Origin of the sequence: Prauserella marina (assembly GCF_002240355.1) — a bacterium.
GTDB classification, from domain to species: Bacteria; Actinomycetota; Actinomycetes; order Mycobacteriales; family Pseudonocardiaceae; genus Prauserella_A; species Prauserella_A marina.
The window spans coordinates 4,730,261-4,743,407 of the sequence record NZ_CP016353.1 but is presented as its reverse complement, the minus strand read 5'-3'; the positions used below and the strand labels follow the sequence as shown (position 1 = coordinate 4,743,407).

Annotated in this window: 10 protein-coding genes and 1 pseudogene; 6 read left to right on the top strand and 5 right to left on the bottom strand. The window is 67.3% G+C overall.

What is annotated here, in order from left to right; translation table 11 throughout:
- Positions 1 to 58: 58 nt before the first annotated feature.
- Positions 59 to 1,126 carry a ribonucleotide-diphosphate reductase subunit beta gene (locus tag BAY61_RS22210; protein WP_091809612.1) on the top strand — a complete coding sequence of 356 codons (1,068 nt, stop codon included), beginning with the start codon at positions 59 to 61 and terminating at the stop codon, positions 1,124 to 1,126.
- A 37-nt stretch (positions 1,127 to 1,163) separates the two neighbouring features.
- Here BAY61_RS22210 and BAY61_RS22205 read toward each other — a convergent pair whose 3' ends face one another.
- The gene (locus BAY61_RS22205) at positions 1,164 to 2,579 is read right to left on the bottom strand and encodes an amidohydrolase family protein (RefSeq protein ID WP_211323638.1); all 1,416 of its coding nucleotides are present in this window, start codon (positions 2,577 to 2,579) and stop codon (positions 1,164 to 1,166) included.
- A gap of 133 nt (positions 2,580 to 2,712) precedes the next feature.
- On the opposite strand from BAY61_RS22205, the gene BAY61_RS22200 reads away from it, so the two are divergent.
- Positions 2,713 to 3,639 (top strand): TetR/AcrR family transcriptional regulator C-terminal domain-containing protein, encoded by a 927-nt coding sequence (locus tag BAY61_RS22200; protein ID WP_091809614.1) that lies wholly within the window; start codon positions 2,713 to 2,715, stop codon positions 3,637 to 3,639.
- A gap of 214 nt (positions 3,640 to 3,853) precedes the next feature.
- Positions 3,854 to 4,438, top strand: a pseudogene (locus BAY61_RS22195) (3-keto-disaccharide hydrolase); the annotation flags it as partial.
- 159 nt (positions 4,439 to 4,597) lie between these two features.
- On the opposite strand, the gene BAY61_RS22190 reads toward BAY61_RS22195, so the two are convergent.
- A complete protein-coding gene (locus tag BAY61_RS22190) occupies positions 4,598 to 5,542 on the bottom strand; it encodes an AraC family transcriptional regulator (RefSeq protein WP_091809615.1) in 945 nt (314 codons plus the stop codon).
- Positions 5,543 to 5,770: 228 nt separating this feature from the next.
- On the opposite strand from BAY61_RS22190, the gene BAY61_RS22185 reads away from it, so the two are divergent.
- Positions 5,771 to 6,742, top strand: a complete 972-nt coding sequence (locus tag BAY61_RS22185) for an LLM class flavin-dependent oxidoreductase (protein WP_211323637.1) — start codon at positions 5,771 to 5,773, stop codon at positions 6,740 to 6,742.
- Between the two features lie 19 nt (positions 6,743 to 6,761).
- Here the strand turns inward: BAY61_RS22185 and BAY61_RS22180 are convergent, their stop codons facing one another.
- On the bottom strand, positions 6,762 to 8,171 hold the full coding sequence (locus tag BAY61_RS22180; RefSeq protein WP_091809617.1) for a hypothetical protein: 1,410 nt from the start codon (positions 8,169 to 8,171) through the stop codon (positions 6,762 to 6,764).
- Positions 8,172 to 8,247: 76 nt separating this feature from the next.
- Positions 8,248 to 8,907: a flavodoxin family protein gene (locus BAY61_RS22175; protein WP_091809619.1), complete on the bottom strand. Its 660-nt coding sequence runs from the start codon at positions 8,905 to 8,907 to the stop codon at positions 8,248 to 8,250.
- Between the two features lie 108 nt (positions 8,908 to 9,015).
- On the opposite strand from BAY61_RS22175, the gene BAY61_RS22170 reads away from it, so the two are divergent.
- Both BAY61_RS22170 and BAY61_RS22165 read left to right on the top strand, forming a co-directional pair.
- Complete coding sequence (locus tag BAY61_RS22170; RefSeq protein WP_170140307.1) at positions 9,016 to 9,918, top strand: LysR family transcriptional regulator; 903 nt, start codon at positions 9,016 to 9,018, stop codon at positions 9,916 to 9,918.
- A gap of 28 nt (positions 9,919 to 9,946) precedes the next feature.
- Positions 9,947 to 10,318, top strand: a complete 372-nt coding sequence (locus tag BAY61_RS22165) for an SdpI family protein (protein ID WP_170140306.1) — start codon at positions 9,947 to 9,949, stop codon at positions 10,316 to 10,318.
- A gap of 7 nt (positions 10,319 to 10,325) precedes the next feature.
- Here BAY61_RS22165 and BAY61_RS22160 read toward each other — a convergent pair whose 3' ends face one another.
- Complete coding sequence (locus BAY61_RS22160) at positions 10,326 to 13,145, bottom strand: FAD-dependent oxidoreductase (RefSeq protein ID WP_091809624.1); 2,820 nt, start codon at positions 13,143 to 13,145, stop codon at positions 10,326 to 10,328.
- Between the last annotated feature and the right edge of the window lie 2 nt (positions 13,146 to 13,147).

Genomic DNA, 13,147 nt, shown 5'->3' with positions numbered 1-13,147 from the left:
GGCCGCGCCGGAGGCACTATCGCCTCCGGCGCGGCTCGACCCTGCCTGTGGAGTATTCGTGACCAATCTGGAAACCGCCTCTGGCCTCGGCGACATCGTTCACGGCGCCGAGCGTGTCAACGTCGACGACAAGGCGATGATCAACGCCCGCGCCGACGTCAACCAGTTGCTGCCGCTCAAATATCACTGGGCGTGGGAGAAGTACCTCGCCGGATGCAGTAACCACTGGATGCCGACCGAGGTCGCGATGCAGGCCGACATCGCGCTGTGGAAGTCGTCGGACGGCCTGACCGCCGACGAGCGGCTGATGCTCAAGCGCAACCTCGGCTTCTTCGCCACGGCGGAATCGCTCGTGGCCAACAACCTCGTCCTCGCGGTGTACCGGCAGATCACCAACCCCGAGTGCAGGCAGTACCTGTTGCGCCAGGCATTCGAGGAAGCCGTGCACACGCACACCTTCCAGTACATCTGCGAAAGCCTTGGCCTCGACGAGGGCGAGCTGTTCAACATGTACCGCGAGGTGCCCTCCATCGCCGACAAGGACGCGTGGGCTCTTCGCTACACCCGCAACCTCGACAACCCGGACTTCGCGACGGGCACCGAGGAAGCAGACCAGAACTTCCTGCGTGACCTCGTCGCCTTCTACGTGGTGTTCGAGGGAATGTGGTTCTACACCGGCTTCGCGCAGATCCTCTCGCTCGGCAGGCGCAACAAGATGGTCGGGATCGCCGAGCAATACCAGTACATCCTGCGGGACGAGTCGATCCACCTGAATTTCGGCATCGACTGCATCAACCAGATCAAGATCGAGAACCCGCATCTGTGGGCACCGGAGTTCCAGGCGGAGGTCAGAGACATGCTGACCGAGGCGTGCGAACTTGAGGTCGCCTACGCCCGCGACACCATGCCGAGGGGCATGCTCGGGCTTTCCGCGGCGTCGTGCGAGCAGTACCTGCACTTCATCACCGATCGCCGGGCACAGCAGATCGGCATCGCGCCCATCTTCGGCGTCACCGACAACCCGTTCCCGTGGATGTCGGAGGCGATGGATTTGAAGAAGGAGAAGAACTTCTTCGAAACCAGGGTCACCGAATACCAGACCGGTGGTTCGCTCGACTGGGACTGACAACGCGTGGTGGGCCCTGCCTTGGCGGGGCCCACCCTCAGCCGTGGGCCGCGGCGATCGCGCTCGCCGTGGCCAGCAACGCGTCCCGCTCCTCAGCGCCGAGATAGCGACCGCCGAGCACGACCGCGTTGATCTCTCGCGTGTTCCCGATGTCGTCGAGCGGGTTCGCGTCGAGTACGACGAAGTCGGCGAGCTTGCCCTCCTCCGTGCTTCCGGTTTTCTCGGCACGGCCGAGGAAACGAGCGGGTTCGATGGTCGCGGCCCTGAGCGCCCGCAATGGAGTCAGCCCCGCCCTGACGAGCAGTTCGAGCTCGTCGTGCAGGCTGAAACCGGGGAAGAGGCCAGGCGTGACGGCGTCGGTTCCGGCGAGCAGCCGAACCCCGGCCTCGTCCAGCGCGGCGACCGCGGCGAGTCTGCGGCCGAACAGCGTTATCCGCCGCGCGGTCTCGATGGCGTCCCTGCCACCGCCGCGGAAGACCTGTTCGCCGACGAACTCCCACATCTGTGCGGTGTCCGGCGGCAGATACGACAACCGGGGATCGTCGAAGACGATGCCGTCCGGCAGGTCGACGGCGGTGTGCATGATGAGCGTGGGGCAGTACGCGACGTCCGCCGCGACCATGCGCTCGAACAGCGAACTCGCCGCGGCGGCGCTGTAGTTCTCGGTCGCCTCCCACTCGATGTCGTTGACCTGTTTGAACCAGCTCGCGTACTGAATCCCTTGTCCTGGCGCGATACTGGCCATCGCGGCTTCGAACCGGCCGGTGTCGGCGGCCGTCGCGGGCCACAGGCCGTGCACGTGCTCGAAAGAGCGCTGACCCGCCTCGATCTGTTCGGCGAGCGGCACGTTGTCCGACCGGTGCCCCGCGACCGGGATGTCGCGCTTGGCCGCCTCGTCGAGCACGGCGAAGTAGGGCTCGCGCTCCAGCCGGGAATACACCTTGACGAAGTCGGCGCCGGAGTCGATCGCCTCGCCGACCGCGCGCCGGGCTTCCGCCGTCGTCGTCGCGGTGATGACCGGGCTGTCGGCCGAGATGTCGGCCCACAGAGCGGGGGAGCCGTCGACGAGCGGGCTCGCGATGACCGACCTCGGGCCGAGCGAGGCTCCGGTCTCGACCTTGCGGCGCCATTCGTGCAGCAGGGGTTTGCCCCACATCTCCCTGACGGTGGTGATGCCGTTGGCGACGTAGATGGCGGGGAAATGCCGTTCGTCGTCGGTGCCGGATTCGCTGTGCACATGCATGTCGGCGAGGCCGGGGATGACGTACTTGCCGCTCAGGTCGGTCACCGTCGCCTCGGCTGGGACGGGCAACTGAGCGGAGGGGCCGATCGCGGTGATCGTGTCGCCGTCGACGAGCACCGTCTGGTCCGGTCGCAGCGGCCTGCCGGTGACGTCGGTGACATCGATGATCGTCGCGTGCTCATATGCTCGCAGTGGGTTCCGTGAAGCCATGCATACAGCGTATGGTTCTTGCTGGTCGCCCTGGGGGTCAAGTAGTGCACTTGGTGGACTTTGCAAGGTATTGTCGCTCGAATTCAGTGGATCAGGTGACGTTGCTCGCTAAGCGCACTAGTACACTTGACTCATGACGGTGACTTCGGGTGACCAGCCCGCGCGGCGGATCGCGTCCTGGCTTCGCGGCCGGATCGCCGACGGCACGCTCGCTCCCGGCGAGCGCGTGCCCTCCACCCGGAGCCTCGTGAGGGAGTGGGGGGTCGCGATGGCGACCGCGAGCAGGGCCATCGCGATGGTGCGCGACGAGGGCCTTGTCGTCACGCGCACGGGGTCGGGGACCGTCGTGCGCGCTGTGCCACAGCCTTCACCGCCGAGGTCGCCGGGTCCCGCCCGGCGCGGGCTCACGCGCGCGGGGATCGTCGCCGCGGGTATCGGCGTCGCCGACAGGGAGGGGCTCGAAGCGGTGTCGATGCGCCGCCTTTCCGGGGTGCTCGAAGTGGCACCGATGTCGCTGTACCACCACATCGCCGGAAAGGACGAGCTGGAGTTTCTGATGCTGCGCACCGTCTTCGGCGCGAACCCGTTGCCGAGTCCCGCTCCCGAGGGCTGGCGCCGGCGACTCGAAACGGTGTACCGGCTGCAATGGCGGTTGTACCGGAGGCATCCGTGGCTGGTCGAGCTGTTGCCGGTCAGCCGACCGCCGCTGGCCCCCGAGATGATGATGCACAGTGAATGGACTCTCGCCGCGCTCGCTCAACTGTCGTTGAGCGACGAGGAGCGCATGAGGGCGGCGCTCGCGTTGCCGAGCCTGGTGCGGGGACACGCGCTCGACGTACTCGGTGAGACGAGAGCGGAGCGGGAAACCGGGCTGCGCAGCGAGCAGTGGTGGCGGATCGTCGAAACCGAGGCGGCCTCGCTCGTCGCGTCGGGGCGATTTCCCGAGCTCGCGGGAATCGGGGACGCCGCACCGGAAAGGACCATGGGACTCGGCGGCGCCGACGACGTGTTCGCCCACGCGCTTGCCTGTTACCTGGACGGTCTCGCCTCGCGCGGCTGACCGGGTACGGTCGCCTGCTTTTGTCCAGCACCTTCCTACTTTCGTTGACTTTCCACCGAAGAGCGTTCTTCACTGGGTGCGCCCTGCTTGTCGCGAACCGTGCCGGTCCCGAGGAGGAAGGCCCATGCGGCTGTTCGTCACTCAGCTCGCCGTACTCACCGCTGTCACGCTCGCCCCTGGTATCGCTTCCGCTGGGCCCTCGCCTGCTCAACCGGAGCGGATCGTTCTTTTCGACGGCAGCGACCTCGACGCGTGGGAGTCGGCGAGTGGTGGGCCCGCCACGTGGCCGGTCGAGGACGGGTCGATGGAATCGTTCGGAGGCGACATCCGCACGAAGGAACATTTCCGGGACTTCCGGCTGCACGTCGAGTGGTATCAGCCGGACTATCCACCGGAGGTGACCGGGCAGGCTCGCGGCAACAGCGGGGTTTATCTCCAGGAGCGCTACGAGATCCAGGTGCTGGAATCGTACGGGGTCGCCGACCCGGCCACCGACGACGCGGGCGCGATCTACACGAAGAAGGCTCCCGACGTCAACGCCGCGACCCCTCCGCTGCGCTGGCAGACCTACGACATCGTGTTCACGGCGGCCAGGTTCGACTGCGCGGGCGACAAGGTCGCTGACGCGAGGGTGAGCGTGTGGTGGAACGACGTGCTCGTGCACGACGACGTTGCCATCGACGGCAGTACCGGCGCGGGGCGGCCGGAAAGCCCGTCGCCGGGCCCGATCCGCTTGCAGGACCACGGGGATCCGGGTGAGAACCCGAGATTCCGCACCGTCTGGATCGAGCCGCGCTGACTCGCGCACGCCCGGCGAGTCCCGCACCCGTGCGCGAGTCCCCCGTCCAGGCCGCCGAGATCCGCACTCAGGTCAACGAGATCCGCACCCAGGACGCCGAGATCCGCGCCCTGCCGGAGTGAGGCGCGCTAGGAACCTCCGCGCCGACCGAAGGAAAGCTCAGCGGATGTCCCTGGGACGCACCCCGTAGCGCTCCCGGAAGGCGTTGCTGAATGCTGCGGCGGAGCTGAAACCGAGCCGATGGGCCAGATCGGCGATCACGAGGGAACGCCCGTTGTTCGTGAGCAGCTCCCTCGCCACCTTGAGCCGTTCGTCCTTGATCAGTTTGCGCGGGGTCGTTCCCGACGCCTTGAGTGCGAGCTGAACCTGGCGCAGCGACCAGCCGAGTCCAGCGGCGAGGTTGTGCGGATCCAGCCCGCGGTCCGTCGCGTGCTCGCGAGCATACCTCCTTGCCGCGACACCGATTTCGTCCAATGTGGACATGCCAACGTCGTCTCCCAGTAGCAGCAGGCAGATCAGCTCGACGAGCCGGTCGCACACCGCATCGAACTGGTGCCGGTCGACGGCGTCACGTTCCTCGATGAGCCCGACGATCAGCTCACGGACGATGCGGCCGAGCCCCGAACCGAGGTCGAGCCCGGTGACCCACGGTTCGTCGCGGCCGAGCCGGTGATCGACCTCGTGCCGGGGAAGGGTGAGCACGATCGCCTCCGTCGCCGTGCTCTGCCACAACTGGAAGGGCTGGCTCATCGGGGTGAGCCCCGCCTGTCCCGGCAGCATGGTGACCTCCTGGCCGGGAACGCGCATCGTCATCTGCCCCGCGACGGGAAAAACGAGCCGGTAGTCCTCGTCGGGGTCGAGCCGGATGCTCCTTCGGGTCCTGCTGATGAGGTCCTCGTCGGAAGTCCACCGCACGAGCTGGTAGGCGGGAGTGCGCTGGAGCAGGGTCCTGCCTCGGAAGTCACCCCGTTCCGGGTAGTCCATCCGCAACGCGCAGTGATAGCCGGTGACGATGTCGGTCCAGTAGTCGGTGCGTTCGCGCGGCGACACGTGGCCGGTCGACGAATCCTCGACCACGTAGCCGTTTCCGCGCCGCTGGGGCATTCGTGCTCCCTTTCTGGCAATGTCGCCGTCCGCGATGGCGGCAGGTCGCTGTGAGCGTAGCCGTCCGGCACCGGGAACGGGAGCCCGGCGGCGTTCTTGTCGCTACCCGTGTGCGCTCGGATGCAAGTTCCGTGCGCCGCGCTGTAACCACGAGAGCGGATCCAGCAATACCGTCTCGGAAACCGCTCGCACGAACCGGCGGATTCCCGCCGCGTCTTGGAGGTCTCCGTGGCCCTGATCCGCTCCTGCGCGTTGAACACCTCAATGGACAGTCCCGAACACGCGCGGATCGCCGAAGAACTCGGCTACACGAGGGCGTGGTTCTACGATTCGCCGGCCATCTGCGCCGACGTGTGGATGCAGCTCGCGCTCGCGGCGGAGCGGACGGAACACATAGGACTCGGCACCGGGGTCCTGGTGCCCGCGCTGCGGCACCCGATGGTCACCGCGACCGCGATCGCCAATCTCGTCGCTCTCGCCGGTTCCGACCGGGTCACCATCGGCGTCGGCACGGGTTTCACCGGAAGGCTGACCCTGGGACAGCGGCCGAGTAAATGGTCCGACGTCGCGGCCTACGTCGACGTGGTCAAACGGTTGCTGCGCGGCGAACTGGTGGACTGGGAGGGGGCGAAGATCACCATGATGCACTACCCAGGCTTCGCCGGGGACCGGCCGATCGAGGTGCCGTTCGTAGCCGCCGCGATGGGGCCGAAGGGCCTCGCCGTCGCGCGCGACCACGCGGACGGCGTTTTCACGGTCCCCGACCCCGTCGCCGGATTCGACTGGTGCGTCAACCTGACACTGGGCACCGTGCTCGACGAGGGAGAGGAATCCGGTTCGGATCGGGCGATCGCGGCGGCAGGCCACGCCGCGAGCCTGTGGCTGCATTTCGCGATGGAGTTCGACAAGCTGGACATGGTTCCCGGGGGCGAACGATGGGCCGCGGCCTACGACGGCATCCCGGAGGACGTCCGGCACATCGAGTTGCACGAAGGGCACCTGTGGGCGGTGAATGAACGTGACCGCCCCTTCGTCACCGGTGAGGTGCTGGCCGCGAGCGGTGCCGCGATGAGCGTAGCCGGATGGAGGGAACGCCTGGCCCAGCTCGAAGAGGCGGGGGCGACCGAGATCGCCTACCAGCCTGCTGGACCGGACGTCCCTCGTGAGCTTGAAACCTTCGCCAAGGCCATGGACGGCTGATCCACCACGGGATCCCCGGCTACGAGTCCATCGAAGTGAGGACGGTCATCAGGTCGCCGATGAGTTCGTCCTCGGACCTGGCCTCGGGGGTTGTCAGCTCGCCGGGGTAGGTCGCTCCGTGGAGCCTGATCTCGTAGTAGACCTCGCCGACCAGGTATGCGGCTTCCAGCGTTCCGGTGCTGCCCGATCCGTACTTCTTCGCGTCCGACCTGGTATAGACCATGTATCCGGATTGTCCGGCCGGCAGGGTGTAGATCGGGCCGAGGGTCAGCTTCTGGTGGTTGTCCGGAGCGGACTCGTTGACCACATTCTCGATGATGAACCTGAGGCGGCGCGTGAGTTCCGTCGAGGCGGGGAGATTCTCCACTCCCGTGTAGTCGCTGACGGAGACATGGAGGTTTCCTCCCGCTCTCGTTTCGTGCCTGTCCTCAGCCGGGATTCCGTACTCGCAGAGGGTCACCGGAACTTGCCCGCCCACCGCGTCCGTCTTCTTCGTCGCCATGCCGAACTGCTCCGCCACCCCGGTCACCGGCGCGCAGCGGGCCTCACCGGTGCCGTCAGAGGGCAGCTCGGGGTCACCGAGTTCGGGCAGGTCCGGGTATTCCTCGGCTTTCGAGGGGCTGATCCGTGCCTCGCCAGCGGTGCCATCACCGTTCAGCGTCTTGACGATGTCGATCATCTCGTCGTAGAGCACGTCGTCGGTGAGCGGTTCGCTTACCGCGTCCCTGCCGAGTGCGACGAGGTGGCCGCCGAGGTCGATGCCGACCATCTCGTTCCCGGAAAGGAAGGCGGCCGTCGCGCGGGTGTTGCCGGTTTCGGGGAACTCGGTGCTCTGGAAGTAGCCCTCATCGCCGATCGGTACCCCTTGCAGCTCGCCGATTTCGCTCGCGCTGTCGTTCGCGTAGTCCCTCATGAACCGTTCGGTGCTACCGAGCTTCATGGCGTAGGCGCGTTCCGCGTCGCCCCTGATCAGGAATACGCTTGCGTGCAGGTCGGTCACGCCGTCTTCGAGCGCTGACGTGGTCGGGGTTCCGAACGTGCACGTCACGCCGTACTCCGAACTGCTGGAGCGCAATTCGTAGCCGCGCGAGGACATCGGCGTCAGCAATGCCTCGCACACGGCGTCCTCACCCGCGTCGTAGTCGAAGCTCGCGATGTCGGGGAACGCGGTCTCCTGCGCGCCGGGCCGTGCCGCCAGTTCCGGGCGGTCTCCCTCGCCGCCGGTGAGCAGCAGGACGCCGGTGACGCCCGCGGCCACGACCAGTACCACGGTGACGACGATGGCAGTGAGCTTGCGTTTCCGGTTCGGGCGAGGCGGTTCGGGCGGTGTGGGCGGGTAAGGGGGCCGGTGCTGGTAGCCGCCTCCGGGGTAGGGGCCGCCGCCCTGCCCCGGAGGCGGTTGCGGCGGTCCCTGGTACCCGTTGGCCATGGATTCGGTCCTCTCGCTGCCTCGCCGGCCGGTCACCGGATCACGTGAAGGTGAGACAACGATCGCGACCGTGCTTTCAGCGCGCTTTCCCCGCGATGAAAGGCGCGCCGCCTTGCCAGACGACCCCGTCGCGGACGGTGTCCATCCGGTAGTCGGTGACCGGCAGTTCGAACAGGAGCGTGCCCAGGTTGTGGGCCTGCTCGACGGGTTTCGCGGGGTCCCTCGTGATCTCACCGCGAGAGTTGGCCGTACCGCGCACGATGCCGACGAGGTCGTGTCTCAGGTAGCGGGCCAGTTCCTGCATATGCGCGGTCACGCCGAGCGACGCTCCGGGATAACTCTCCTCCGAGGTGACCACGACGGCGAGCCGTTTGTGCAAGATGCCCCGCTCGACCTCCTCGTGCCGGGGGTATTCGGCGCCCGCGTGGCAGAAGATCCGGTCGAGGAAGATCTTGAGTTGCCCCGAGACGCCGTACCAGTAGAGCGGCGTCGCCAGTACGAGCGCGTCCGCCGCGAGAACCGTGTGCAGCAGCTCTTCGTAGCCGTCGTCGATCGAACAGCGACCGTCGGCGAGGCGGCAGGTGCGGCAGTCGCCGAGAGGTGCCTTGACCACGTCGGCGAGATCGATCAGTTCCACCTTGTGCCCCATGCTCGTCGCGCCGTCGAGGACGGCCTGTGCGAGGAGCCGGGAGTTTCCGTCCTTGCGGGGACTGGAACTGAGGGCGAGCACCTTCATTCCTGATGCCACCTTCCTGTGCTCGGTGCCGGTACTTCGCCCATGCTTCCTTCCTGCAAATGGGAAGACAAGGCGGATATTGTGGCGGATAACGGTAAGCTTTGCTTCATGATTGATCTGACTCGCCTGCGGCTTCTCGTGGCGCTGCACGAGCAGGGCACCGTGCACGCCGCCGCGGCGATGCTGCACATGTCGCCTTCGGCGGCCTCCCAGCAGCTTGCGACGCTCGCCCGCGAAGCGGGGGGAGCGCTGACCCAGTCGGAAGGCCGAAGGCTGCGCCTCACCGACGCGGGGCGAGTGCTGGTCGGTCACTCCTATGCGGTGCTCGCGCAGCTCGAAAAGGCGAAGGGCGACGTCAGTGCGGCTCTCGGTGGTGAACTGGGGCAGCTCACCGCTGGCTCGTTTCCCTCGACGATCGTCTCCCTGCTGATCCCGGCGGTCCGCACACTGCGGCAGCGCCAGCCCGGGCTGCGGGTGGACATCCGCGAGGTCACCGTCGCGTCCTGTCTCGAAGCGCTCTCCACCGGCGATATCGACGTGGTCGTCGCCGTCGAAGCAGGCGGAGGGCCGTCGGACGCGGACCCGAGGTACACGAGAATCGCGCTGGGAACAGACGATCTCGTCCTCGTTCTTCCCGGAACGCACCCGCTCGCCGGTGGAACCGAGATCGAACTCTCCGCGTTGGAGCGCGACGACTGGGTGAGCACGATCGAAGGTGACGCGTGTGATCAGCTGCTGCACCACGCGTGTGCCGCGGCGGGGTTCACTCCGCTCGTCCGGCACAGGGCCAGTGACTGGCTGGCGATTCTCGCGCTCATCGAAGCGGGGATGGGGGTCGCGCTCGTCCCGAGATCGGCCCTCCTTCCCATACCCGGCGGTGTCGTCACGGCCGTGCCGACGGGACACGGCGTCCGGAGCCATGGCTACGCCGCCGTCAGGAAGGGGGCCGAGGCGCGTCCCGGTCTGGCCGCCTTTCTCGCCGTACTGCGGGAAACCGCCGGTACCGAGTGAGGGACCGTTCGATGAGAGGATGGCGGCGATGGATGAAGACCTGGTGGTGAGAATCGTACTGTTCGTCGTCATGCTGGGCTCGGGCGTTCTGCTCGTGTGGTTGGCTCGTGCGGCCGCGTCGGGACGGTTGAGGCGGAACGCGTTCGCGGGCATTCGCATGCCGAGCACGCTGGCGAGTGACGAGGCGTGGCTGGCGGCGCACGTCCGCGCGAAGCGGCCTTCGATGTTCGCCGGATACTCCTCGATAGCCTGCGCGCTCGTCATACTTCTACCGGTCCCCATACCGGTTGTCGCGGGCGCGGTGTTCGTGGCGTGCGTCGCGATGCTCGGGTTCGTGCTCTACGGCGCCAGGGTCGGCAGCCGGGCGGCGAACGAGGTCGCGAAGAAATCAGACGACTGAGCCGCGGTCATCCCGACCGTCGTGAGTGGACGGTCGAGCGACCTGCCGGGGAGAGTGACGCGTGGTGTGCCGCTGAACGACCTGCCCACCTGCCGGTGATGTACCCGGGGGCCAGCCCGCCGGCGTAGCCGTAGTTGGAGAGTCCTCCGATATCGGCTCCCGCCGCGTAAAGGCCGGGTACGGGCAGCCCGTCGTGGTCGAGGACTTCGCCGTCGGTGTTGGTCCGGAGCCCACCGAAGGTGAACGTGATCGAGGGCTGAACCATGAGCGCGTAGAACGGCGCCGCCGACGGTGGCCGGGCACCTTCGGAGACCGGGATCCCCAGCGCGGCTCCGCCACCGGCCTCGGCGACCTCGCGGTAGCGGGCCAGCGTCGCGGACAGGTTGTCGCGATCGATTCCCCATTCGGCGACCGCGTCGATCAGTTCGGGCAACGTGGGCGCGATCGCATGCCGCGCGCCCGCGCGCACGGCGACGTCGAACCGGTCGAGCGAACCCAGCCCGGCGAAGGGTTCACCGGAGCCTTCCGTTTCCCGCACGTGGTGGTCGAAGATGAGCACGCCGCGTGCTCGCGGTTGAAAGGTGGTGTCCTGGTTGAGAAGTTCGTCGCCGCCCGTCTCGTCGGCGAACCGCTCTCCCCGCAGGTTCACCAGAATCGCGGAACCCGAGTAGTACTGCGAGTACGGCAGATAGTCCTCGGCTTCGAAACGCCGGAGGGGATAGCCGACGAGGTGACCGTAGAACGTGCTCATGGCGCTCGTGCCGCCCGCGCCCGCGTCGCGCGCCAGGCGGAGCCCGTCGCCGACACTGCCGGGGTTGGCGCGCAACAGCAGCCGGTCGGCGTTCGGTCCGATGTGGCGGGTCAGTTCGTCGCGCGCTCCCTGGAATCCGCCCGTTGTCAGCACAACCGCGCCGCAGCGGTACTCGATCAACCTGCCTTCCTCGTCCCTGACGGTGACGCCGGTGACCGTGCCACCATCGGAGACGAGCCCGGTGACGGTGGCCGAGGTGTGCGTTTCACCGCCCTCGGCGACTACGTCGGCACGGCAGCTCGACAGGATGGCACCGATGTCGGTGGAGTAACCGGTGCCGAAGCTCATGATGTCCCGTTGGGGTTCATCGGCCACCCTGACGCCGCTCGCGCGCAGTTCCGCGAGCGCGTCCTCGTAGTCGGTCACCACCGCGTCGCCCAGCTCGGTGTTCCCGAGTGGGATGCGCCTGCGGTAGGCATCGGAACTGGCGGCCGTCCAGAACATCCCCGCCGAGAGCGCGGCCGAACCGCCGAAGCTACCGAGCTTTTCCAGCAGCACCACTTTCGCGCCCCGCTTGGCGGCGGCCCTCGCCGCCGCCGAGCCGGACACTCCCGAGCCGACGACGACGACGTCGGCGTGCCGGGTTTCCGTTCGTACTGTCCGCATCGCGGTGTCTCCTGTGGAGGCCGGGGCCGCGTTCCGGCCGAGCGACGCGGCAGCGTGCCGCGCGACACCCAGTCCGAACACCGCGCCTTTGCCGAGTGACGTGCCGGTGATGTAGGCGTCGCCGTGGAATCCGCCGGTGAGTTCACCGATGGCGTAGAGACCTTCGATGACCTCACCGTCCACATCGGTCACCTGACCGGACGGGGTGATCGTGAGTCCACAGTAGGTACTCGTCAGCAGGGACTTCGCGGGGTAGGCGTAGAACGGTGCCGTGTCGATCGGCGACGGCTCGCCGACGCCGTTGCACAGACTGTCGCGGTCGAACTCGTCGGCGCTGGTCCCTTCGACGGCGGCGTTGTAGCGCTCGACGGTATCGGCGAGACCGGCAGGGTCGATACCGGCGATGGTGGCCAGCTCGCCGAGACTGTCCGCCGTGTACAGATGGCCGAGCTCCTCCAGCAGGCCGATGTCGCTGAGCGGGATGCCGGGTAGTGACTTGGCCCTGACCTTGGCGTCGAAGATCTCGAACCCGAGACCGTCCGGCTGGCCGAGTACTTCCCTTCCCAGCACCTTGTACGACCGGGATTCGTCGACGAACCGTCGCCCGCGCGTGTTCACGATGATCGCGCCGAGATAGTAGGCGGTGAGCAGTTCGTGAAAGTCCTCGCCGGTGTCCGGATGCGAACCGTAGGTGCCGGCGACACACGACATGTCCGCCATGCCTGCGCCCAGTTTCCATGCCATCCGCAGCCCGTCACCGGTGTTTCCCTTGCCACCGTAGGGAATGGCGGCGAGTTGTTCCGGGGCGAAAACGCGAAGCAGGTCCGTTCCTCTGCTGAATCCGCCGGTCGCCAGCACGACGCCCGCTCGCCCGGTGAAGGTCCGCTCGCCGTCGGGCGTCGCCGCGACGATTCCGGTGACACCCGATGGTCCGGTCACCAGCCGCACGCCACGGTGGTCGAGCCTCGTTTGCCCGCCGTGTGCGGTGAACGTCTCGTGCAGGCTCGTCAGTACCTCGGTGATCGCGGTGTTGTGGCTGCGCGGAACCGACTGGCCAGAGCTGATCTCCAGTGCCCGGAAGCGGACGCCGTTCTCCTTGAGCCAGCGATAGGTGTCGTGCTGGCCGGTGATGTAGGCATCCAGCAGCGCGCGATCGTTGCGATGCCCGCCGGACTCCAGGAGATCGTGCAGGAACAGCTCTGACGAGTCGGCTATGTCTTCCGCGACTTGCTCTTCCGTTCCGGAGAAGGCGAAGAATCCGCCGCTCATGGCGGAGGATCCACCGAGTTTTCCGGTTTTCTCAAGCAGTACGACACGCAGGCCCGCTTCGGCGGCCGCTGTCGCGGTCACCTGCCCCGCGATTCCGGATCCTGCGACGATCAGGTCGAAGACCTGCTCGGGGTGGGTCATGC